Below are 21,484 nucleotides of genomic sequence, written 5' to 3'. Positions count from 1 at the left end.
CAACCGGGCGGGTCCTTGGGTCGACGCGGCGTGGATGAGGCGTCGCGCCGAACTCAACTTTGATTCTGATCAGTAGCAGCTGCGAACGCGGCCGATGTAGTTGCCGTAGGCGTCGAACTGGCGAACCCAGCCGCAGCGGCGATAGCCGTAGTAGTCGTTGGCGTAAGCGTTGCTGGCAGCAGCGGCGAACAGCGCGCCAGCGGCGAGGCCGACACCGATGCCGACGCCATGGTGATGATGGAATTTGCCGGCGTGAGCTTCCTGGGTGGTGGCGGCAATGCCGCCGGTCAGGGTCAGAGCAGCAACTGCGAGGGCGGCAATCTTGGTCTTGATCGACATGAAACTCTCCATCCTTGTTTGGGGCGGGCCGTGTGGACCGCATGCCAATTGGTGGTGAGCTGCCGGGATTCGGTTCGAAAATTCTTTTCGAAAGTCGATCACAAACAAAAATATAGTAATTTCAGCATCTTATAAGGCTATTTCGATATTTGCGGCTGGTTAGCCAACCGGGAGAGGTCGAATCTGCGGACATCATCGAGCAATTCGACAAACGCGCGTGCGCCGTAGTCCAGCAACGCGTTGCCTTTCTCCGCGCTGGCCAGAGTTGCGTCGCCGACCGCGCCCTGCGGATTGAGATCCTGCGCCGCCCACGCAAACGGCGCAGGGCGTCCCGCCGAAAGCCAGCGGAATTCCTTGACCATCTGCCTTTCCGCAGACTCGAAATTCGCGAGCCGGTTGGTTCTCACCTGATCAGGAAAGGCTGCGAGCATGATCGAGGTTTCGACAGCGCCGCCGTGAACACCAAAACGCAATTCGTCGGCGGAGAACAATCCGTCCGGAGCGCCGAACCGGCTCCAGCTTGTGGTCACCGCCAGCATTCCATGCTTTGCGCGCAAATCTTGCGCGATCAGCGCCATCGCCGCGCTGTTGCCGCCGTGGCTGGTGACGATGACGATCTTTCTGATGCCCGTTTCCGCCACCGCGTCACAGAGCGCCATCCACTTGCTGAGTGCAACTTCCGTCGGAAGTGTTTGCGTACCGGGATAGGCCGTATGTTCGGTTGAAATCCCGACCGGCTCGATGGGCAGAAACGTCACCGGCAAATCAACGGGCAACGTAGCGCGGACGCGCGCAAGATAGGCTTCGGCAATCAGGGTGTCGGTCTCGAACGGTAAATGAGGTCCGTGCTGTTCGGTGGCCGCCAGCGGCAGCACGGCGATCCAGCGAGAGCTCTCGGCCTTGTCGATGGTGGAGGAGCGAATCGCGGTCCAGTCGTGCGGCGGCTTTATCATCGTGCGCGGGTTTCTTCGAACAGGCGTTTCATTGAATCAATTAGCAGAGTAGCTTTAGGTTGCCCATCATGGGCAAAACGCCCAACGGAGTCCAATCATGCCACCCAGCCGCTTGCTGTGCGCGGTCGTCGCCGGAATCAGTCTCGGGCTGACGACCGGAATACGGGCTCATGCACAGACCCCCGGCACCCTGGACAAGGTTTCGTTCGGCACCAACTGGGTCGCGCAAGCCGAGCATGGCGGCTTCTATCAGGCCGTGGCGGACGGCACCTACGCACGTTACGGCCTCGACGTCACGATCGTTCCCGGTGGTCCCAACGTCAACAACCGTATCCAGTTGATCGCCGGCAAGCTCGATTTTTTCATGAGCGCGAACACGCTGCAGTCATTCGATGCGGTGGCCAACAATGTGCCCGTTGTCGCGGTCGCAGCTATCTTCCAGAAAGATCCGCAGGTTTTCCTGGCGCATCCCGGGTCCAAGGTCAGCAAGCTCGAAGACCTCAAGCCGCTGACGCTGTTCGTATCCAAGGAAGGGATGCCGACCTATTTCCAGTGGCTGAAATCCGACTACGGGTTCAGCGAGGAAAACGTGAAACCCTATACGTTCAACGCGCAGCCGTTTCTGGCGGACAAGAAAAGTGCGATGCAGGGCTACGTGACGTCCGAACCGTTCGCGGTGGAGAAGCAGGCGAAGTTCAAGCCGACTGTCATCCTGCTGGCTGACTACGGCTTCAACGCCTACTCGACGCTGATCGAGACACGAACCGCGTACGCTGAAAAGAAAGCCGATCTGGTGCAGCGTTTCGTCGATGCCTCGGTGACGGGCTGGTACACTTATCTCTACGGCGACAACCGCCCCGGCAATGCGCTTATCAAGAAGGCCAATCCCGAGATGACAGACGATCTGCTCGCCTATTCGGTCGACAAGATGAAGCAATACGGCATCGTCGATTCCGGCGATGCGCTGAAGGATGGTATTGGCGCGATGAGCGACGAGCGCATGGTGGCGTTCTTCGGCAAGATGGTTCGTGCCGGCGTGACGCGGCGCGACATCGACTATCGCAAGGCCTACACCTTGCGTTTTGTCAACAAGGCCGTGGGTCTTAACCTGCGGCCGAAGAACTGACGGCGGCGGATTTCCCGGAATGTCCATCTTAGAGGCTGACGATACGCGCGACAGACCGCCGGGTGGCGCGGCAGTGTCGTTGCGCGACGTCACCAAGATCTACGACAATGGTGTTGCCGCATTGGGTCCGCTCGACCTGACGGTTCGCACGGGAGAGTTCGTGTCGTTGCTCGGGCCGTCCGGCTGCGGCAAGTCCACGGCGCTGCGCATCATGGCCGGCCTGAACGAGCCGACGACCGGCACCGTTCAGGTCGCCGGGCGCGGCGCGCAGGGTCGTTCGCGCCACAACATCGGTTTCGTGTTTCAGGAGCCGACCCTGATGCCGTGGGCGACGGTACGCGGCAACGTTCAGCTTCCGCTCGATCTGGCGCATGTGTCCCGTGCCGATACCGCAGCGCATGTCAATCAGGCGCTATCGCAAGTCGGGCTCGCGGAGTTCGCGGACGTCTATCCGCGCGAACTGTCCGGCGGCATGAAGATGCGGGTTTCGCTGGCGCGGGCGCTGGTGACCGATCCGGATATTCTCCTGATGGATGAGCCGTTCGCGGCACTTGACGAGATCACGCGGTTCAAGCTGAACAACGACCTGCTCGCGCTTTGGCGCAAGCTGGGCAAGACGGTCGTGTTCGTGACGCATTCGGTATTCGAGTCGGTGTATCTGTCGCAACGCGTGCTGATCATGACGCCTCGGCCCGGACGCATCGCGCGTGAATTTCGCATCAATGCAGCCGAGCCGCGCGGCGAGGACTTTCGTACGTCGCCGGAATATGCGGCGCATTGCCGTGATGTTTCCGTAGCGCTTGCGAAGGCCAGCACTGTCGGGGCAGCGGCATGACCACCCGCGAGACGTTGCCGGTCCGGTTTTTGAAGTTCGTCCTGCCGCTGGTTGCGCTCGCCGCCGGCGTTGCGGTCTGGGAGGCGGCGGTACGCATCAACAATCTCCCGGTCTATGTGCTGCCTGCGCCAAGCGTCGTGTTCTCGACCCTGATACAGGACTGGCCGATCCTGTTCGGGTCGTTGCTGACGACACTGCTGACCACGGTTCAGGGCTTTTTTGCAGCGGCGGTCGGCGGCATCGCCCTCGCGGTGTTGTTCAGCCGCTCGAAATGGCTGGAGTATGCGCTTTTGCCCTACGCCGTTATTCTCCAGGTGACGCCGGTGATTGCAATCGCGCCGCTGTTGCTGATCTATCTTCCGCAGCATGCGGCGGTCGTGGCCTGCGCCTGGATCGTCGCGTTTTTTCCGGTGCTGTCGAATACCACGTTGGGGCTGAATTCGGTCGATCGCAATCTGCTCGGCCTGTTCGAATTGTACGGCGCCTCTCGAACGCAGACCCTGCGCCGCCTGAAGTTGCCTTCTGCACTGCCGCATATTCTCGGCGGCCTGCGGATCGCGGGTGGATTATCGCTGATCGGTGCGGTGGTCGCCGAAATCGCGGCGGGTTCGGCCGGCGCCGGCTCCGGACTGGCTTATCGGATTGCAGAGGCCGGTTATCGGCTCAACATTCCCCGGATGTTCGCGGCGCTGCTGTTGCTCTCGATTGCCGGAATTGTCATTTATTTGGGCCTCTCGCTGGCCTCGCATCTTGTGCTACGACGCTGGCACGAAAGTGCGCTTGGAAAGGACAACTAATGGCTGCGGATGGTTCTCAGGAAAAGGTCGATGTGCTGATTTACGGCCCGTCGAAGCCGGTGATCGATAACGGCTTTCCCGCGAACTTCGTGCTTCACAAATTCGAGAACCAGCGCGACCTGAGCCGCCTGGCGCCTGAGATTGCCGGACGCATTCGCGGCGTTGCCGTCACCGGTCTGGTGCAGGCTGATGCCGCGATGCTGGCGCGGTTCCCGAAAACCGAAATGGTATCGACCTTCGGCGTCGGCTACGACCATATCGATTTCAGGTACGCCGCCGGGCACAACATCATCGTCACCAACACGCCGGATGTGCTGACCGAGGAGGTCGCGGACACCGCGCTTGGCCTTCTGATTGCGACGGTGCGTGAATTCATCAAGGCGGATCGCTATCTGCGCGCGGGGCACTGGACCACGAAAAGCTTTCCGTTGAGCCCGGGTTCGCTGCGTGACCGCAAGGTTGGTATGGTCGGCATGGGCCGCATCGGCCAGGCCATCGCGCGCCGTCTCGATGCGTCGCTTGTGCCGGTGGTCTATCACTCGCGCAATCCGGCGAAGGGCGTCACATACAAGCACTATCCCAACCTGATCGAGATGGCGAAGGAGGTCGATACGCTGATCGCCATCACGCCTGGCGGCCCGTCGACCGCGAAAATGATCAACGCCGAGGTGCTCAAGGCGCTGGGGCCGCGTGGTGTCTTCATCAACGTCGCGCGCGGTTCGGTGGCGGACGAGGAGGCGCTGATTGCCGCACTCAAGGACGGCACCATCATGGCGGCCGGCCTCGACGTGTTCGCGAACGAGCCCGAAGTGCCGGATGCATTGAAGGCGATGCAGAATGTGGTGCTGCTGCCGCATATCGCGTCGGCGTCGGTCACCACACGCAATGCGATGGATCAGCTTGTGGTCGACAATCTCAAATTGTGGTTCGCGGGCAAGGCGCCGTTGACCCCGATTGCCGAGACGCCGGTGAAGGGCCGCTGACAGTGCCGCGCGCTGCACAGTCCGGTTTCATGAGACATTCGCTGAACGGGCAGGCTTGCCTGCTCGCGTTGGCGGCGGTTCTCATGATTGCACCGGACGCCGTGGCGCAGGACGCTCGTTCTCTCACCAAGGAAATGGTCGGAGAATGGGAACTGTCTACGGCGGGCCGCGACAAGACTTGCATCGTGACGCTGAAGAGCGATTCCACGCCGCAAGGCCTAAAGCTGGAGTTCGATAAGGGGTGCAGCGCCGCGTTGCCGTTCACCAAGAACATCGTCGCGTGGAGCGTGAAGGGTCTCGATATCGTTCGGCTGCAGGATGCGGCGGGACAGTCGGTCATTGATGTGACCGAGGTCGAGAGCGGTATTTTCGAGGGTCTGCGCCAGGGAGAAGGCGTCTATCTGCTGCAGAATCTCGCTGCCGCCCGTGCCCTGTCGAAATCGGCGGATCAGCTGATCGGCGACTGGGCGATGGTGCGCGGAAGCGGTAAGGCGATCTGCGGATTGACGCTGACCAATACCGAAACGTCGCCGGAGAATTTTGCGGTGTATCTCAAGCCGCGTTGCGACCCGATGGTCACGACTTTCGCGCCCACGGTGTGGCGCATCGAACGTGGCGAGTTGCTGCTGCGATCGGCGAAGGGCGAGATCTGGCGTTTTGAGGCCGACGACAATGCCCAGTGGCGGCGCGTTCCCGACAGTGCAGATCCGTTGCTGCTGATGCGGCAATAGATCTAGATAAGCCGCATTCCCTTCAGGCTGGCGTGGCCGTTCTTCCCGACAATGATGTGATCGTGCACCAAGATTCCGAGCGGGCTCGAAATCGACATGATCGACTTGGTCATCTGAATGTCGGCGGTCGACGGTGTCGGATCGCCGGAAGGATGGTTGTGCACCAGAATGATCGCGGTGGCGGATAGCTCGAGCGCGCGCTTCACCACCTCGCGTGGGTAGACCGGCGTATGGTCGATGGTGCCGACCTGCTGCAATTCGTCTGCGATCAGTTGATTACGCTTGTCGAGAAACAATATTCGAAACTGTTCTTTATCTGCGAAGGCCATGGCTGCGCGGCAATACTCGATCACGGACGACCATGACGACAGCACGGTCTTCTGTTTGTTGATCTGCCCCTTCGCGACCCGGCTTGCGGTCGCCGCGATCAGTTTGACTTCAGTAATCGCCGAGTCGCCGAGCCCGCTGACTTCCTTCAGGCGTAACTCCGGTGCGTGGACCACCTCGGCGAACGATCCGAACTTTGCGATCAACGCCTTGGCCAGCGGTTTGACGTCGCGCCGCGGCAGGGCTCGAAACAACACCATTTCGAGCAGTTCGTAGTCGCTCAGCGCATCGGGGCCAGCATCGCGAAAGCGGTCGCGCAGCCGCTCGCGATGGCCGTGATAGTGCGGCGCTTCGGAGAATCCGGACGGGTCATCGGGCTTGGCAGGCATGGCGCGTGACGTGACTCGCGTGACATAGCAACCATGCCGCGCCGTCCCGTATTTGCAATAGCGAAATCGGCCGGTAGACGTCGCCGGCCGTCAGGCGAGTTTGTAAGGCGGCTTGTCCAGCTTGCCCGGCGAGAGCGTGAAGATTTCCACGCCGTCCTGGGTCACGCCGACCGAATGCTCGAACTGCGCCGACAGCGAACGGTCGCGGGTCACTGCGGTCCAGCCGTCAGACAGGACCTTCACGTGCGGCTTGCCGAGATTGATCATCGGTTCGATGGTGAAGAACATGCCGGGCCGCAGGACGACGCCTTCGCCGGGGCGGCCGATATGGATGATGTTCGGCTCGTCGTGAAACATTCGCCCGAGGCCGTGTCCGCAGAAATCGCGCACCACGCTCATCTGCTGCGGCTCGACGAAACTCTGGATCGCATGACCGATATCGCCGGTGGTGGCGCCGGGCTTCACGGCGGCAATGCCGCGCATCATCGCCTCATAGGTGACGTCGATCAGCCGTTCCGCGCGGCGCGAAATCTCGCCGACGGCGTACATGCGGCTGGAATCGCCATACCATCCGTCCACGATCATCGTTACGTCGACGTTGACAATGTCGCCTTCTTTGAGCGGCCGGTCGCCGGGCATGCCGTGGCAGACCACATGGTTGATCGAGGTGCAGGTCGAATAGCGATAGCCGCGATACATCAGCGTCGCGGGGTAGGATTTGTGGTCGAAAGCGAACTTCCGGACAAAATCGTCGATTTGCGAGGTGAAGATGCCCGGCCTGACGATGGCAGCCAGTTCGTCGAGACACCGCGCGACCAAAGCTCCCGCCTTGCGCATGCCTGCAAACGCCTGGGGACCGTGCAGCTTGATCTGTCCGGTCTTTCGCAGCGAGGTTTCGGTGGCTTCGACGTAATTCATGGGGAATCTGGCTTCAATATCGAGGAATTTGCTGGCTTCCCCCCAATTTAATGGATGCAGCCCTCAGCGCAAGCGGCGGTTCAGCCGGGCTGGCAATCCTTGTTCGGGGGGCTTGTTTTTAGGGGTCGTTTCCAGCTTCCGGTTCGATTGGAACAGGCCGTTCGAGCCTGATGTCGTGGCGGGTAAGGCTACAGGTCCAGGCCAGGGCCTCGACGCCGGACATGCGCGCTTTGTCGAAGGCGCGGGCATAGGTCGGGTCGATGTCGCGGGCCAGCGCGAACGAGCGCGCCGAGCCGATCTGAATCACGAACAGCATCACGGCGCGGGCTCCGGAGGCGACCATTTCCGCCAGTTCGTCGAGATGCTTTGCGCCGCGCGCGGTCACCGAATCCGGGAACTCGGCGACGTCCGCTCGGCGCATCAGATGCACGTTCTTGACCTCAACATAGCAGGGCGGCCGCGCGAAATCTTCCAGCAGGAAATCGATGCGTGAACCCTTGCCGTTGATGATGCGCCCATACTTCACTTCGCGGCGGATGGTTGCGTAGCCGGTCAGTTCGGGGATTGCACCCGCCGCAAGTGCTTCGGCCACGATCGGATTCGGGTGCATGGTGTTGACGCCGGTCAGCTCAGAACCGCTGCCGAAGTCGACCTCGATCAGTTCCCACGAGTAGGGCAGCTTGCGCGTGAGGCTCGGCGATCTGGACAGCCAGACCCGCGCGCCCTCGGCCTGAAGGCCGGTCATAGCGCCTGGATTGGCGACATGCGCCGTGACCGTCGTGCCGTCGGCCAGCTCGACGTCGGCCAAAAAACGCTTGTAGCGGCGGATCAGGGTCGCCGGGACCAGTTCACTGGCAAAGCGCATGCGCTGTCAGTTCTGCACGTCGATGACGGTCTCGACCGGCAGTGCGCCGCCGCGCACACGGATTTCCCGCACCGGATACGGCACGCGGATGTTCTCGCGCTTGAAGGCATCCCATAGCTTGAGCATCACTTCACTGCGGACATTGTCGGCGCCGACGTCGAGATCGGCGACCCAGAACGTCAGCGTAAATTTCATGCAGGTTTCCGCGAATTCCACCAGCAGGCAGTTCGGCGGTTTGAAGCTGGCGACGCTTGCCGTCGCTCCTGCGATGTCGATGGCGAGTTTGCAGACGATGTTCGGATCGGCGTCGTAGTTGGTCGCGAAGTTGACCTTCACCAGCATGTTCTTGTTGGTGTAGGTCCAGTTGACCACACGCTGCGTCACCAGATCCTCGTTCGGGATCAGGATTTCGCGGCCGTCACCCGCTGCGACGGAAATGTAGCGCGTGTTCATGGCGCTGATTTTCCCCGAACTGTCCCCGATAGTGATGAGATCGCCGGGCTTCACCGACTTGTCTGCCAGCAGGATCACGCCGCTGATGAAATTGGCGACGATCTTTTGCAAGCCGAAGCCCAGGCCGACGCCGATAGCGCCGGAAAACAGCGCGAAGGCGGATAGATCGATACCTGCGGCGCTCATCACGACCGCAAATGCCGCCACCATCAGCATCAGGCGGACCATCTTGACCAGGAGAACCTGAACCGACGGCGTGAGGTCGCGCGAGCGGGTAATCCGCGATTCGAGGAAATTGCCGAGGATGCCGACCAGCCACAGTGCGATGCCAAGGGACACCGCGACCTTCAGGACCAGCAACGGTGTCACGCGCAGCGCACCGAGCGGGATCGAGACGGAGTCCAGCGCCGCCGCCACCTCGTCCAGTTTTCCGATGATGCTCAGGGCCGCAATGATCCAGGCCGTGACCGAAACCGCACGGACCACGAATTCGTTGCGGATCAATCCCGTCGCCAGCCGGATGATGACCCAGGCGGTTGCGAGGCTGGCGGCGGTGGAGAGCAGGTAGCCATGCCGCAGGACTTCAGTTTTCACAATGACGGCGCGGGTGATGCTGATCAGCAGCGCGAAGATGATCGTTCCCGCGCGATTCATGAGAACCCGGATCAGCACCCGCAGCGGTGCCGGCAGACCCATCGCCAGCGACGCCGGATCGATCCGCGCGCGCAGGAAACTCGCGGCGGCCAGCGAAAGGCCCGCTGCGACAAGGATGATGCCGGCCTGCATGTAGAACCAGGGGGATACGAGATAGGCCTCCGCGGAGCGGATGGTGGCCTGCAAAGCCTGCTGGATATCATCCCAGTCCATGGGCAACTCACCTTGCAAAGAGACGGGCCAGTCCGGCCATCTCAGGTTTGATCTTGGGTTCGACCCTGAATTCGATTCGGCCGTTTGCCAGATTCCCACATTCCACGGTCAGACGTGCGAGAATCCGGCATACGGGCGACTTAACACCAGCAAATCCGGCACAATCTTGATCGCAGTGACAAATGAGTTGGCGGCGGGCGGCGGCGACGATATTCATGAAAATGCGGGCATTTGGACGGCGGACGGAGACAGACATAGCTAATGGCATCCCTCGACTCGGTCAGCATTGCCATTCTGCTTGGCTCGGTTCTCGTGATGGCGGGCATTCTCTCCAGCCTGCTCGCGCTGCGGTTCGGTGCCCCGCTGCTGCTGGTCTTCCTTTTCGTCGGTATCCTTGCGGGTGATAGCGGACCCGGCGGCCTCCGTTTCGACGATGTGCAAACGACCTATCTGGTCGGCTCGGTGGCGTTGGCGCTGATCCTGTTCGATGGCGGGTTGAAGACCCGTTTCCAGAGCATCCGCGCGGTGCTGGCGCCGTCGGCGGCTTTGGCGACCGTCGGCGTGCTGCTGACGGCGCTGATCACGGCGCCGGTCGCCAAATATGCGCTCGGGATCGGCTGGCCCGAGGCGCTGCTGGTCGGCGCGGTGGTGGGCTCGACGGACGCCGCCGCTGTGTTCCTTCTGGTCCATAGCCAGGGTCTTCGTTTGCGCCCGCGCGTCGGTGCGACCCTTGAGGTCGAATCCGGCACCAACGATCCGTTCGCGATCTTCCTGACGCTGATGCTGGTGGAATTCCTGTCGGTCGGGCAGAGCTCGGCGGGGCATATCGCACTTCAGTTCGTGCGCGAGAGTGCGCTGGGCGTGCTTTTCGGAGCTGTCGGCGGCTGGCTTGTGGTGTTTGCGCTGAATCGCATCTCCTTGCCGCAGGGTCTGCACGCGCCCTTCGTGACGACCGCCGCGCTGGTGATTTTCGGGGTGGCCCAGATCTCGCACGCGTCGGGATTCCTCGCGGTCTATCTCGCCGGCATTATCATCGGTAATCGTCCGACCCGCGCGCACAATTCCGTCGTCGCCTTTCTCGACGCGGCGACATGGCTGGCGCAGATCGTGATGTCGTTTTGCTCGGCCTGCTGGTCTCGCCTGAGCGAACCCTGGCAACCGTGCTGCCGGCTGTCGCGGTGGCGCTGGTGCTGATGCTGGTGGCGCGGCCCATCGCTGTGTTCCTCTGCCTGGCTCCATTCCCGTTCAACTGGCGGGAGCGGACCTTCATCGCGTGGGTCGGCTTGCGCGGCGCAGTGGCGATCTTCCTGGCCTCGATACCGATGTTGGTCGGGCTGCCCAATGCGCAGCTCTATTTCGACGTCGCCTTCGTCGTCGTCATCATCTCGCTGCTGCTGCAGGGCTGGACACTCGCCGCCGCCGCGCGGCGTCTGCATGTGGCGCTGCCGCGGGCGGATCGCGGGCCTCGCCGCGTCGAGCTCGATCTGCCGGGACAGCTTGAGCAGCAACTCGTCGGCTATCCGGTTCGCGCCAACAGCCTGTTCCTGAAACGCGGGCTGATCCCGTCCTGGTCGAAGCCCACGCTGGTGATCCGTGATGAGCGGATTCTCTCGCCCGTCGAAGCCGAACCGGTGGTCAAGGGCGACTATCTCTATCTGCTGGCGCCGCCGGAGAAAGCCGAAGCGCTGGATCGTTTCTTCGTCGACATGCCCGTGGTGCCCGCGCCGGACCCGCACCTGCTCGGCGACTTCATGATGCCCGGCGATGTGACCTTAAAGGACGTCGCCGACATCTACGGCATCACCGTCGCGCCCGGCGACGCACATCTGACGCTGGCGGATTACTTCGATATTCATCTCGACCACGCACCGCGCGTCGGCGCGACCTTGCCGCTCGATTCCATCGTGCTGGTCGCGCGCAGTATCGGCGGTGCGCGCGTTAACATCGTTGGTTTGCGGTTGCCGGAAGATGAGGAGCCGCCCGCACCCCCGCTGACCCGCACCGCCGCCGCAAAGCGCAGGCTGTCGCGGATCGGGACCCGGCTGCTCGGGAGCTGAGCCGGTTACAGCGCGCGGGACGGCAGCAGCAGCGGTCCATCCGGCGTCTCGACGCGGTTCACCGAAATGCCGAAGATCTCGGCAATGCGATCGGGCGTCAGCGCCAGCGACGGGGTATCGTTGGCGACGATGCGGCCCTCGTTCATGACGACCACGCGATCTGCGAACCGCATCGCCAAAGCGAGATCGTGAATGATGGCAAGGACTGCCGTGCCGCTGTGGGCAATACGCTGAAGCAGGTCCATGACGATGAGCTGATGACGCTCGTCGAGCGACGCGGTCGGCTCGTCTGCGATCAGCACGGAGGCCTCGGTCGCCAGTGCCCGCGCGATGGCGACGCGGGCGCGTTCACCTCCCGACAGCGTCGTGATCAGCCGTGAGGAAAACTCGCCGACCGCCGTCGCCTCGATGGCGCGCTCGATGGCGATCCGATCCTTGACCGAGGTCTGCGAGAATGGGTCGGCATGCGGTTCGCGTCCAAGCGCGACGATGCTGTCCACACGCATCGGCCAGTGAAATTCGTGCCCCTGCGGCAGATAGGAGATGGCGCGCGCGCGGGCGCGCGGCTGCATGTGACGCAGGCCGATGCCGTCGAAGGTGGTTGAACCCTCGACTTTCATCACGCCTGTCATGGCGCGGGCCAGCGTGGTTTTACCGGCACCGTTGGGTCCTGCAAGAATTGTGAATTCCCCGGCGTTCAACGTCAGATCGACGCAGTCCACGATCCGGCGTGAGCCCCGGGTGACGGTAATCGCGGTGGAGACAAGGCGTGGCGCGTTGTTCGGCTTCATTGCGTGCTGTCCTCCAGCGCGCGGCGCTCATGGAAGATCATCGCCAGGAAGAATGGTACACCGATCAGCGCCGTTACCACGCCGATCTTGATTTCGATGACCGCGGGGATCAGACGCACAGCGATGTCGGCTGCCATCAGGAGCGCTGCGCCTGCCAGCGAGGCAGGGAGCAACACGCGGGCGGGATCGGAGCCATAAAACCGCCGCACCAGATGCGGCGCGACCAGTCCGACGAACGAGATGGCGCCCGCGACAGAAACCGCCGCGCCGACGCCGAGCGCGACGCCGATCACCACCAGCACGCGGGTGCGCTCGACATTGACGCCGAGCGAGGCTGCAGCGTCTTCACCCAGCGTCAGTGCGCGGAAGGCCCCGGCGTTGATTGCCAGCACGAACCAGCTCACGATCATGAACGGTGCCGCGAGCCAGACATGCTCGATGCTGCGATCCCGCAGCGAGCCGAGCAGCCAGAATGCGATCTCCAGAGCAATGTAGGGATTGGGCGCGAGATTGAGGATGAGCGCGATGGCGGCCCCTGCCAGACTTGCAAGTGCGAGGCCCGCCAGCAGCGTTACTGTCAGCGAGGCGCGGCGTCCGGCGATGGCGACCAGCGCACCGACCGACAGCAGTGCACCGGCGATGCCGCCGAGCGGCACCGCCAGCGACAGCGCATTGGCGAATCCGAAGGCCATGATCGCGGCCGCTGCTGCGGCGGCCGCTTGCGGCGCACCGAACAGCGACGGTTCGGCGAGCGGATTGCGCAGCAGGCCCTGCAACGCTGCACCGGCCAGTCCGAACGTCGCGCCGATGAGCAACGCCAGCAGGGTTCGCGGCAGCCGAATGTCACGCACGATGATCGAGGCTACGCCCTGATCGGAAAACAGAGCCGCGATGACCGTCCGTGGTGAAAACTGCGCGGGCCCAGTCATCAGCGACAGCACGAACAGCACGGCCACCAGTACGGCGAGCATCGCGGTCAGCAAGGTGCCCTGAATCTGTCCCTGGCGGTCGCTGGTCATTCCGTTCCGATTTGTTCGGGCGTGTCTTCGCAGCAGAACAGCCGCTGACGCAACACAATGGACGTGGCATAACAGGCTGTCATGATCAAGAAAACCATATTTGCGGCGATACTTGTTTCGGCCACGGTCTCGGCGTTTTGCGGGATTGCGCCCGTCGCGCGCGCGGACAGCCCGCCAAAGCGGATCGTATCCTTCAACCTTTGCGCCGATCAGTTGCTGCTTGCACTGGCCGATCCCGCCCAGATCGCCGGACTATCGCCCTATGCAGTCGATCCGCTTCTGTCTGTCATGACCGGCAAGGCGTCGTCGTTTCCCCGTCTGGATTGGGACGCAGAGTCGGTGGTGAACCTTGCACCGGATCTGGTGCTCGGAGGTCCGAGCCATCGCCCGATCCACGCCATGCTGAGCGCGATGGGTATCCGTGTCGTGGACGTCGAACTCATTCGCAATCTCGCCGATGCGCGCCGTCAGGCCATTGATGTGGGAAAACTTGTTGGCCATCCCGAACGCGGTGAAGCATTGGCGCGCCAACTCGAACAGGCCGAGGCGAGATTGTCTGCCGAGGCCATGAAGCCGCCGCTGACCGCGCTGGTCATTCAGCGCGAAGGATACCGGGAAGGCCCGGCCAGTCTGGCATCCGGCATGCTGTCCATCGCCGGATTGTGGCCACCGGGACGTGCGTCGGCAGGAGCCGGTGGTTTCAAGTCGGCGGAGCAAGGCGGCTTCGTGTCGCTCGAACACTTGCTGACCGACGGGCCGGACGTGCTGGTGTTGCAGGATCCGCCGCGAGAAGCGCGCGATCAGGGTGCGCTGTTCATCACCCATCCGGCGCTGCTGGCGCGCTATGGCGCGAACCGGCGGATCGACCTTCCCGAACGCTATACGGTTTGCGGCGGTCCCCCGCTGGTACAAGGGCTCGATTATCTTGCGAAGGCGATCAAGGCGCTGAAGTAGGCCTGATCCGGAAAAGGTTTTCCGATCACATCATGCCTGGATAGCGGGTGTGAGAAGATCGATGCCGCCGAACGCAACGACCTTGCCACGCTTGAGCATCACGACATTCGTCGCCAGCCGCCGCATCTCGCCGGCGTCGTGGCTGACAAAGACCATCGGAACGCTGGCTTCGTCGCGCAGCCGGATGAAATAGGGAAGGATTTCCGCTTTCCGCTCTTCATCCAGCGATCCCAGCGGCTCGTCGAGCAGCAGCAGGCGCGGCTTTGCGAGCAGGGCACGGCCGAGCGCCACGCGCTGACGCTCGCCGCCGGATAATTGCGCGGAGCGGCGATCGAGCAGGTGCCCGATGTCGAGCAGATCAATCGTATGCCGCTCTGCGGATACGTCGTGATTCAACCCGTTCATACGCCGTCCGTAGTCGAGATTTTGCCGGACGCTGAGATGCGGAAACAGCCGCGCATCCTGAAAAACGTAGCCGATTCGCCGCCGGTGCGGCGGAACATGCAGATGCGAAGTGCTGTCGTCGAGAATATCGCCGTCGAGCGAAATCCGTCCACGGTCCAGTTCAGTGAGCCCGGCGATCATGTTGATGATCGATGTCTTGCCGGCCCCGGAGTTGCCGAACAGGCCAGTGACCAGGCCGTCGCTCCTGAACGAAGCCGCGAGTGTGAACTCGCCAAGTTGTTTTACGATGTCGACTGACAGCACGATCAATACCCGTGCAGGCGGCGTGTGGCGCGCCGCGCCAGGATTTCGGATGCGATCAGCGCGGCCATGGCAATCGCGATCGACACGATCACCAGCCGCAGCGCCGCGGGGTCGCCGTCCGGCGTCTGCGTGAGCGAGTAGATCAATGCGGAAATCGTCTGGGTCTCGCCCGGAATGTTGGACACGAAAGTAATGGTCGCGCCGAATTCGCCGATGGCCTTGGCGAAGCCGAGTACCATGCCGGCGACAATACCCGGTAACGCGAGCGGCAGCGTCACGGTCAGGAACACGCGCCAAGGGGCCGCGCCGAGCGTACTGGCGGCCTGTTCGAGTTTGCGGTCCACCGCTTCGATGGACAGCCGGATCGGCCGCACCAGCAGAGGAAACGACATTACGCCGCACGCCAGCGCCGCTCCGGTCCAGCGGAACGCGAACACGATACCGAGCGTATCGGCGAGCCACGCGCCGACCAGTCCCTTGCGCCCAAAGGTCAGCAGCAGCAGATAGCCGGTGACAACCGGCGGCAGCACCAGCGGCAGATAGACCAGCGCATCGAGCGCGGCCTTGCCCCAAAAATCCCGCCGCGCCAGCAGCCACGCCACCGCGATACCGAGCGGTGTGGCAACCACCGTGGCAACGGCGGCGACCCGCAGCGAGAGCAGGATCGCCGTCCAGTCCTCGGGCGAGAGATCGAACATGCGGCCTCAGGAGACAGGCTTGATCAAAAATGTGAAGCCGTACTTCTCGAAGATCGCCTTGGCTGCTGCCGAACGCAAGAACGCGAGATAGCCCGGTGCGTCAGCCCTTGCACTGGCCGTCGCGGCGACCGGATAGATGATCGCCGGATGCGAATCCGCCGGGAAGGCGCCGATGATCTTCACGCCCGGTTCAACCTTGGCGTCGGTCTCGTACACGATGCCGAGATTGGCCTCACCGCGCGCCACCAGTGCGAGCGCCGCGCGCACGCTTTCTGCCATTGCGAACTTCGGCTCGGCCGCCTGCCATGCTCCGAGCCTTTCGAGCGCTGCCTTGGCATATTTGCCGACCGGCACAGCCTTGACATCGCCTGTCGCGATCTTGCCGTCACCTGCGAGCTTGGCGAGGTCGAAGCCCTGTCCGATTGTGACGTTCGCGAGTTTGGTATCCTTCGGCGCGATCAGCACGATCTTGTTGCCGAGCAGATTGACGCGGCTCGGTTCGCTGATGGTTTTTCTGCCGACCGAATAATCCATCCAGTCAGTGTCGGCCGAAATGAAGATGTCCGCCGGCGCGCCCTGTTCGAGTTGTTTGGCGAGCGCGGAGCTCGCGGCGTAGCTTGAGACCACCTTGGTGCCTGTCTTGGCAGTATAGGCGGCATTGGCTTCGTCGAGCGCGTTCTTCATGGACGCAGCTGCAAAGACCGTGAGAGTCTTGTCCTGCGCGGCCGCTGGCGGCGCACCAGCGGGATTCGCGTCCTGCGCCTGAGCCATCGAGAAAAGTGGCGCGCAGACAAGCGCAGTGACGACGAGACAACGAGGCATAAAGGTCATTGGGGCGCTCCATAGCGGTGCGCGCGCAAAAAAACGCGTGCTCAAACCGGCTTCGATTATGTCATCTGACGACAAGCGGAAGCGCCGTTCCGGCAACTCCGACAGCGCGCAGCATGACGGAGCATCGTTGGCAGCGACCATATCAGGCATGGTTCGTGCGTAAAGCCCTGGAATCGCTGTTCGGTGCTCCGCTCCGGCTGACGGCGCTCTGGGACGCTATGGCGCCTGCAACACCTGCCGGCATTCGGCAGGCAGATTTGCGAGTGTCAGCGGAGGCTTGGGCTTGGGCGGCTTTGGTGGCGGCTTCGGATGCAGCACCGCGTCGCTGAACCAGTAGGCAAGATCGCCCGTGCTGCAGCCCTCGCCATCGTTCGGCGGCGGTTGCGCTTCGCAGTTGGAACTGCCCGCTGGACACTTCATGCGGATATGAAAATGATAGTCGTGCCCGTACATCGGACGCACCTTTGAAAGCCAGCTCCGGTCGCCCTTCGCTTCCCGGCACAGCGCCTTCTTGATCGCGGCATTGACGAAGATGCGCTCCACCTGCGGCTCCTGCGCGGCGGCGCGAATGACCGGAAGGTGTGTTGGCGTCCAGACCTTGGAATCGATATCGAGACGATCCTGCCGCACCATCATGACCGCGGACGTTTCCTCGCGCTCTTCGCGCGAGAGCTGCCGGTTCGGCATCGGCGTCAGCCAGATGTCGGCGTCGAGCCCGACCTGATGGCTGGTGTGGCCCGTCAGCATTGGTCCGCCGCGTGGCTGTGACATGTCGCCGACGAGAAGTCCCGGCCAGCCCGCCGCCTTCTGAGCCTTGGTGGCGACTCGCTCCAGCAGCGTAATGAGATCAGGATGTCCCCAGTTGCGGTTGCGCGACAGCCGCATGACCTGCCACGCAGATCCGTTGATCGGCAGCGCGACGGCGCCGGCAATGCAGCCTCTGGCGTAAAAGCCGATCGGCTGCGGCGCGAGTGCTGCAGGCAGCGGCTTGCGGCCGAACAGTTCCTTGGCGGCAACATTGGGATCGGTGGGATTGGCGAGCGGCGGAAGCGGCTTCGGATTGACGCTTCCCTTGTCCTGCGCCGATGCCGGGTTTGCCGCCGACAGGACGGCTGACATCAGGGCGAGCGCGGGAATCAGACGGTGTCGCTTCATGGTGTCTCTTATAGCGGAAGGCCGCATCGGCGACGAGACGGCACGATCCTTAACCTGACGTTAGGCATGACGGGGAATGACGCATATTGGTACGGAACGCTGTTCCCGGGGTGCATTGTTGCGCGTCATCGTTCGCCAGCTGCGGTAGCCCAGTAGCAAATGCTGCTTCTGATACTGTGATCCGTCGCTCTCGTCCCCGGCAAAAGCCTTGCAATTGAGCATTTTTGTTTGCCCGGTATGCATCAATCCCGGCCGAAGGCTGAGGCCAGCGCCGAGAGATACCATTTTTTCAGACACTTATAGCAAGACTGCTGCCCGCAGAATGCGAGGATGCGGGGCGATGCCGATCAATCGGCCAAAATCAAAAACCAGGACCGGAAAGTCAGCACATACACGGGGAAGGTTGTCGGTTCGCCGGCCCAAGGCCGTGCCGAAGCTGTCGAGCAAGGGCCGCAAGATTTCCGACCTCGGCGAGGTCGTGCGTACGCGCGCGGAAGCCGAAGCGGCGATGGCAGATGCCGCGCGATCCAATGCGCGCCTGCGCGAAGCGATCGATATCCTGCCGCAGGGCATCGTGTTTCTTGACCCCGATGGCCGCTACATTCTCTGGAACAAGAAATACGCCGAGATCTACAGCAAGAGCGCCGATCTTTTCGAAGAAGGCGCGATGCTGCGCGATACGCTGAAGGTCGGCGTTGAGCGCGGCGATTATCCCGAAGCCGTCGGCCGCGAGGACGAGTGGATCACCGAGCGGCTCGAGAAGCTCTATCATCCCGGTCATCGTCACGAGCAGACGCTGTCCGACGGCCGCTGCATCCTGATCGAGGAACGCCTCACAGGCGACGGCGGCGTGATCGGACTGCGCGTCGACATCACCGAACTGAAACAGCGTGAAGCCTCGTTCCGCCTGCTGTTCGACGGCAATCCGGTGCCGATGATCGTCTGCTCCCAGGACAATGAGCGCATCATCAGCGTCAACGACGCGGCGATCGCACATTACGGCTATTCGCGGGCAGATTTCGAGAAGCTGAAAATCTCGGACGTGCAGGCCTTCGATCAGGCGGCGCCGTGGACCGGCGACCAGACCACCGAGGAGCGCGCCGCGCGGACGTGGAAACATGTCAAGGCCGACGGTTCGCTGATCGACGTTGCGATCTACTCGCGCCTTCTGGTCTTCGATGGACAGCCGGCGATGCTGCTGGCGCTGATGGACATCACCGAGCGCAAGCGCGCCGAGGCGCGGCTCGCCTTCATGGCGCAGCACGACGGCCTCACCGGACTGCCGAACCGCATCCTGCTGCGGCAGCGGCTCGACGAACTTCTGGCGCATACGCGCCGCAGCGGCGACAAGGTCGCGGTGCTGTTTCTCGATCTTGATAACTTCAAGGGCATCAACGATACGCTGGGTCATGCGATCGGCGACAAGCTGCTGAAGGGCGTGACCAAGCGCCTGCGCTCGTCACTGCGCGAGGAGGACGCCATCGCGCGCCTCGGCTCCGACGAATTCGCCATCGTTCAGGCCGGCGTGAACCGTCCTGAAGAAGTGGCATTTCTGGCGCGGCGCCTGATCGACGCCATCAGCGAACCCTATCTGTTCGACGGCCACACCATCATCAGCGGCGCCTGCATCGGCATCGCGATCGCGCCCGGCGACGGCGACGACGCCGAGAAGCTGCTCAAGAATGCCGACATGGCGCTGTCGCGCGCCAAGAGCGAAGGTCACGGCACGTTCAGTTTCTTCGAGTCGGAAATGGACGCCCGCGCGCAGACCCGCCGCCGCGTCGAAATCGACCTGCGCGGCGCCATCGAGAACAATGTGCTTCAGCCGCATTATCAGCCGCTGGTCGATCTCAAAAGCGGGCTGATCACCGGATTCGAGGCGCTGGTGCGCTGGCCGGACCGCGAACGCGGCATGATCCCGCCGTCGGAATTCATTCCGGTCGCCGAGGAAACCGGCCTGATCAACGCGGTCGGCGGGCTGATGCTGCGGCGCGCCTGCATGGATGCCGCGCAATGGCCTGACGATGTGCGTGTCGCGGTCAACCTGTCGCCGCTGCAGTTCCGCGTCGGCAACCTGTTGTCGGTGGTGATGGACGCGCTGAAAACCTCCGGCCTGTCGCCGAAGCGGCTCGAACTGGAGATCACCGAAACCGTGCTGCTCGACAAGAGCGATCAGGTGCTGGCGACGCTGCACGCGTTGCGCGCGCTCGGCGTGCGGATTTCGATGGACGATTTCGGCACCGGATATTCGTCGCTAAGCTATCTGCGCAGCTTTCCGTTCGACAAGATCAAGATCGACCGCTCCTTCGTGCAGGATCTCGATTCCAACCATGACGGCCAGGCGATCATGCGTTCGATCATCTCGCTCGGCATGGGTCTCGGCGTCACCATCACCGCGGAAGGCGTCGAAACCGAAGCCGAACTGAGCTGCCTGCGCGCCGAAGGCTGTCACGAGGGACAAGGCTTCCTGTTCAGCCGCGCACGGCCGAACGCCGAGATCACCGCGCTGCTGCAAGCCCAGCGCAACGCGACGAGCGCAAGCGCCCGCGTGGCGTAAGCTGCCCGCCGCCATCGGCTGCAAGCCCGCTGCAAAACGAAAAACCCCGGCTCAGAGCCGGGGTTTTCCTTTGTGAGAATGACTCGCTGAAATCACTTCTTCTTGGATTTCTTTTTCTTCTTCGCTGCCTTGGCTTTCGGCGCGGCCTTCACGGCCTTGGAGACGTCGTCGATCTCGGCCTTGCCGACGTTCTTGATGACCGACTTGATCGTGCTCTTGGCCGACGCCTTGCTGGAATAGCCTTCCGAAGCGAACATCTTCTCGCCGTTCGGCGCGCGGAAGCGGAAACGGAATTCGCCGGACTTGTCTTTGTAGATTTCAAATTTGTAGGACGCTGCCATCACTGTCTCCGATGATTGAATAGGACCCGCGCACGTTACGCGCGCGGCGAACCTGAGACAAGTGCAGGTTGTGCGTTACTCTCAGCGCGGTTCGTTTGGACCCTGTCATTCAATGACGATCTCGCCCGTCATGCCGTGATCGGCATGGGTTCGTCCGTCGCTCGCAGTGATGCCGCAACGCAGATCGTTGACGCGGCCGGCCGCGACCGGCACGAACCACCATTCGGCGGATTGTCCCGGATAAACTTCGACCTCTCGAATCGCTCCCTTGAATTCGGCGAGTGTATTTGTCTTGCCGTCGCGGCTCTGCGTCACCTGCACCTTGCGCGTCCAGATCATTTGCGAGAAGCCATGCGAGGTGAAGTAGTGCGGATCGTTGCTCGGGTTGCGCAGCACCAGCTTGTAAAGTTTTCCGGTCTCGAAGCGCAGCTTGTTCGGCGAGAACGCGTGCTTGCCGGGTGAACCGAGATCGACCGTGACCTCGATCGGTGTCTGCTTCGACAGGTCGCCCGCGGCGAGCGCTGCGCCCGAGGCAAGTCCAACAAGCCCAAGCCCAAGTGCAACGGCCGCGCTGAGCGCGAAGCGATACGATGCCAGCATGATGTGTCTCCTGTTGTGTGATGCTTCCGCGCCGGAAAATGCATGGCCGCAAACAATTTGTTCGAATGTCATGCAAATGCGAATGAGTTGCAATGATCAAGCTGAAAGCCGGAGCGTGGCTTGCGGCGAAACGGCGCGGAAGGTCAGCGATTGCTGGCAGGAAGCGCTGAGGTGAGGCGGGTAGACGCGT

General features: G+C 62.5%; 21 protein-coding genes and 2 pseudogenes. 8 read left to right on the top strand and 15 right to left on the bottom strand.

Features of this window, described 5'->3' with window-relative positions; translation table 11 throughout:
• Positions 1-69: 69 nt before the first annotated feature.
• Positions 70-339, bottom strand: coding sequence for a hypothetical protein (locus BN32_RS14530; RefSeq protein ID WP_040426736.1), 270 nt, complete (start codon positions 337-339; stop codon positions 70-72).
• Between the two features lie 137 nt (positions 340-476).
• On the bottom strand, positions 477-1,292 hold the full coding sequence (locus BN32_RS14525; RefSeq protein ID WP_019199610.1) for a creatininase family protein: 816 nt from the start codon (positions 1,290-1,292) through the stop codon (positions 477-479).
• A gap of 97 nt (positions 1,293-1,389) precedes the next feature.
• On the opposite strand from BN32_RS14525, the gene BN32_RS14520 reads away from it, so the two are divergent.
• The 5 genes from BN32_RS14520 to BN32_RS14500 are packed head-to-tail and all read left to right on the top strand — an operon-like array spanning position 1,390 to position 5,764.
• Positions 1,390-2,418, top strand: coding sequence for an ABC transporter substrate-binding protein (locus tag BN32_RS14520; protein WP_040426562.1), 1,029 nt, complete (start codon positions 1,390-1,392; stop codon positions 2,416-2,418).
• A gap of 19 nt (positions 2,419-2,437) precedes the next feature.
• Positions 2,438-3,253, top strand: coding sequence for an ABC transporter ATP-binding protein (locus BN32_RS14515; protein ID WP_019199612.1), 816 nt, complete (start codon positions 2,438-2,440; stop codon positions 3,251-3,253).
• The gene (locus BN32_RS14510; protein WP_019199613.1) at positions 3,250-4,050 is read left to right on the top strand and encodes an ABC transporter permease; all 801 of its coding nucleotides are present in this window, start codon (positions 3,250-3,252) and stop codon (positions 4,048-4,050) included. The genes BN32_RS14515 and BN32_RS14510 overlap by 4 nt, the downstream gene beginning before the upstream one ends.
• Entirely contained in the window at positions 4,050-5,033 is a 984-nt protein-coding gene (locus tag BN32_RS14505) for a 2-hydroxyacid dehydrogenase (RefSeq protein WP_019199614.1), read from the top strand. The genes BN32_RS14510 and BN32_RS14505 overlap by 1 nt, the downstream gene beginning before the upstream one ends.
• A gap of 2 nt (positions 5,034-5,035) precedes the next feature.
• Positions 5,036-5,764, top strand: coding sequence for an AprI/Inh family metalloprotease inhibitor (locus BN32_RS14500; protein ID WP_019199615.1), 729 nt, complete (start codon positions 5,036-5,038; stop codon positions 5,762-5,764).
• A gap of 2 nt (positions 5,765-5,766) precedes the next feature.
• On the opposite strand, the gene radC is transcribed toward BN32_RS14500, so the two are convergent.
• The 5 genes from radC to BN32_RS26830 form a co-directional block, all read right to left on the bottom strand.
• The gene (gene radC, locus BN32_RS14495) at positions 5,767-6,480 is read right to left on the bottom strand and encodes a RadC family protein (RefSeq protein WP_019199616.1); all 714 of its coding nucleotides are present in this window, start codon (positions 6,478-6,480) and stop codon (positions 5,767-5,769) included.
• 90 nt (positions 6,481-6,570) lie between these two features.
• Positions 6,571-7,398, bottom strand: a complete 828-nt coding sequence (map, locus tag BN32_RS14490) for a type I methionyl aminopeptidase (RefSeq protein WP_019199617.1) — start codon at positions 7,396-7,398, stop codon at positions 6,571-6,573.
• Between the two features lie 118 nt (positions 7,399-7,516).
• Positions 7,517-8,263 carry a DNA/RNA nuclease SfsA gene (sfsA, locus tag BN32_RS14485; RefSeq protein ID WP_019199618.1) on the bottom strand — a complete coding sequence of 249 codons (747 nt, stop codon included), beginning with the start codon at positions 8,261-8,263 and terminating at the stop codon, positions 7,517-7,519.
• 6 nt (positions 8,264-8,269) lie between these two features.
• On the bottom strand, positions 8,270-9,583 hold the full coding sequence (locus BN32_RS14480) for a mechanosensitive ion channel family protein (protein WP_019199619.1): 1,314 nt from the start codon (positions 9,581-9,583) through the stop codon (positions 8,270-8,272).
• 7 nt (positions 9,584-9,590) lie between these two features.
• Positions 9,591-9,839: a hypothetical protein gene (locus tag BN32_RS26830; protein ID WP_156449320.1), complete on the bottom strand. Its 249-nt coding sequence runs from the start codon at positions 9,837-9,839 to the stop codon at positions 9,591-9,593.
• Positions 9,840-9,844: 5 nt separating this feature from the next.
• Between BN32_RS26830 and BN32_RS14470 the strand changes: the two are divergent.
• A pseudogene (locus tag BN32_RS14470) lies at positions 9,845-11,640 on the top strand (potassium/proton antiporter).
• Positions 11,641-11,645: 5 nt separating this feature from the next.
• Here the strand turns inward: BN32_RS14470 and BN32_RS14465 are convergent.
• Both BN32_RS14465 and BN32_RS14460 read right to left on the bottom strand, forming a co-directional pair.
• Positions 11,646-12,431 carry an ABC transporter ATP-binding protein gene (locus BN32_RS14465; protein WP_019199622.1) on the bottom strand — a complete coding sequence of 262 codons (786 nt, stop codon included), beginning with the start codon at positions 12,429-12,431 and terminating at the stop codon, positions 11,646-11,648.
• The gene (locus BN32_RS14460; protein WP_019199623.1) at positions 12,428-13,450 is read right to left on the bottom strand and encodes a FecCD family ABC transporter permease; all 1,023 of its coding nucleotides are present in this window, start codon (positions 13,448-13,450) and stop codon (positions 12,428-12,430) included. The genes BN32_RS14465 and BN32_RS14460 overlap by 4 nt, the downstream gene beginning before the upstream one ends.
• An 81-nt stretch (positions 13,451-13,531) precedes the next feature.
• On the opposite strand from BN32_RS14460, the gene BN32_RS14455 reads away from it, so the two are divergent.
• Positions 13,532-14,404, top strand: a complete 873-nt coding sequence (locus BN32_RS14455; protein WP_040426561.1) for an ABC transporter substrate-binding protein — start codon at positions 13,532-13,534, stop codon at positions 14,402-14,404.
• A gap of 30 nt (positions 14,405-14,434) precedes the next feature.
• Here BN32_RS14455 and modC read toward each other — a convergent pair whose 3' ends face one another.
• The 4 genes from modC to mepA all read right to left on the bottom strand — a co-directional run bounded on the left by modC (position 14,435) and on the right by mepA (position 17,796).
• A complete protein-coding gene (modC, locus tag BN32_RS14450; RefSeq protein WP_019199626.1) occupies positions 14,435-15,112 on the bottom strand; it encodes a molybdenum ABC transporter ATP-binding protein in 678 nt (225 codons plus the stop codon).
• 2 nt (positions 15,113-15,114) lie between these two features.
• On the bottom strand, positions 15,115-15,810 hold the full coding sequence (gene modB, locus BN32_RS14445; protein WP_019199627.1) for a molybdate ABC transporter permease subunit: 696 nt from the start codon (positions 15,808-15,810) through the stop codon (positions 15,115-15,117).
• A gap of 6 nt (positions 15,811-15,816) precedes the next feature.
• Entirely contained in the window at positions 15,817-16,641 is an 825-nt protein-coding gene (gene modA / locus BN32_RS14440) for a molybdate ABC transporter substrate-binding protein (protein WP_040426732.1), read from the bottom strand.
• A 216-nt stretch (positions 16,642-16,857) separates the two neighbouring features.
• On the bottom strand, positions 16,858-17,796 hold the full coding sequence (gene mepA / locus BN32_RS14435; RefSeq protein WP_019199629.1) for a penicillin-insensitive murein endopeptidase: 939 nt from the start codon (positions 17,794-17,796) through the stop codon (positions 16,858-16,860).
• 340 nt (positions 17,797-18,136) lie between these two features.
• Between mepA and BN32_RS14430 the strand changes: the two genes are divergently transcribed.
• The gene (locus BN32_RS14430) at positions 18,137-20,353 is read left to right on the top strand and encodes a sensor domain-containing protein (protein ID WP_040426560.1); all 2,217 of its coding nucleotides are present in this window, start codon (positions 18,137-18,139) and stop codon (positions 20,351-20,353) included.
• A gap of 152 nt (positions 20,354-20,505) precedes the next feature.
• Here BN32_RS14430 and BN32_RS14425 read toward each other — a convergent pair.
• Positions 20,506-20,694: pseudogene (locus tag BN32_RS14425) on the bottom strand (YegP family protein); the annotation flags it as partial.
• 105 nt (positions 20,695-20,799) lie between these two features.
• Positions 20,800-21,294, bottom strand: a complete 495-nt coding sequence (locus BN32_RS14420; protein WP_040426731.1) for a cupredoxin domain-containing protein — start codon at positions 21,292-21,294, stop codon at positions 20,800-20,802.
• Between the last annotated feature and the right edge of the window lie 190 nt (positions 21,295-21,484).

The sequence above is a fragment of the Afipia birgiae 34632 genome, assembly GCF_000308295.2.
GTDB lineage: Bacteria > Pseudomonadota > Alphaproteobacteria > Rhizobiales > Xanthobacteraceae > Afipia > Afipia birgiae.
Note: the sequence above shows the minus strand (reverse complement) of the source record. Positions and strands in the feature narration are given on the sequence as shown.

Bases quoted from the DNA above. Each gene is read 5' to 3' on its own strand.
- BN32_RS14530 (WP_040426736.1), bottom strand. From the start codon at position 339: ATGTCGATCAAGACCAAGATTGCCGCCCTCGCAGTTGCTGCTCTGACC.
- BN32_RS14525 (WP_019199610.1), bottom strand. From the start codon at position 1,292: ATGATAAAGCCGCCGCACGACTGGACCGCGATTCGCTCCTCCACCATC.
- BN32_RS14520 (WP_040426562.1), top strand. From the start codon at position 1,390: ATGCCACCCAGCCGCTTGCTGTGCGCGGTCGTCGCCGGAATCAGTCTC.
- BN32_RS14515 (WP_019199612.1), top strand. From the start codon at position 2,438: ATGTCCATCTTAGAGGCTGACGATACGCGCGACAGACCGCCGGGTGGC.
- BN32_RS14510 (WP_019199613.1), top strand. From the start codon at position 3,250: ATGACCACCCGCGAGACGTTGCCGGTCCGGTTTTTGAAGTTCGTCCTG.
- BN32_RS14505 (WP_019199614.1), top strand. From the start codon at position 4,050: ATGGCTGCGGATGGTTCTCAGGAAAAGGTCGATGTGCTGATTTACGGC.
- radC (WP_019199616.1), bottom strand. From the start codon at position 6,480: ATGCCTGCCAAGCCCGATGACCCGTCCGGATTCTCCGAAGCGCCGCAC.
- map (WP_019199617.1), bottom strand. From the start codon at position 7,398: ATGAATTACGTCGAAGCCACCGAAACCTCGCTGCGAAAGACCGGACAG.
- sfsA (WP_019199618.1), bottom strand. From the start codon at position 8,263: ATGCGCTTTGCCAGTGAACTGGTCCCGGCGACCCTGATCCGCCGCTAC.
- BN32_RS14480 (WP_019199619.1), bottom strand. From the start codon at position 9,583: ATGGACTGGGATGATATCCAGCAGGCTTTGCAGGCCACCATCCGCTCC.
- BN32_RS26830 (WP_156449320.1), bottom strand. From the start codon at position 9,839: ATGTCTGTCTCCGTCCGCCGTCCAAATGCCCGCATTTTCATGAATATC.
- BN32_RS14465 (WP_019199622.1), bottom strand. From the start codon at position 12,431: ATGAAGCCGAACAACGCGCCACGCCTTGTCTCCACCGCGATTACCGTC.
- BN32_RS14460 (WP_019199623.1), bottom strand. From the start codon at position 13,450: ATGACCAGCGACCGCCAGGGACAGATTCAGGGCACCTTGCTGACCGCG.
- BN32_RS14455 (WP_040426561.1), top strand. From the start codon at position 13,532: ATGATCAAGAAAACCATATTTGCGGCGATACTTGTTTCGGCCACGGTC.
- modB (WP_019199627.1), bottom strand. From the start codon at position 15,810: ATGTTCGATCTCTCGCCCGAGGACTGGACGGCGATCCTGCTCTCGCTG.
- modA (WP_040426732.1), bottom strand. From the start codon at position 16,641: ATGACCTTTATGCCTCGTTGTCTCGTCGTCACTGCGCTTGTCTGCGCG.
- mepA (WP_019199629.1), bottom strand. From the start codon at position 17,796: ATGAAGCGACACCGTCTGATTCCCGCGCTCGCCCTGATGTCAGCCGTC.
- BN32_RS14430 (WP_040426560.1), top strand. From the start codon at position 18,137: ATGCCGATCAATCGGCCAAAATCAAAAACCAGGACCGGAAAGTCAGCA.
- BN32_RS14420 (WP_040426731.1), bottom strand. From the start codon at position 21,294: ATGCTGGCATCGTATCGCTTCGCGCTCAGCGCGGCCGTTGCACTTGGG.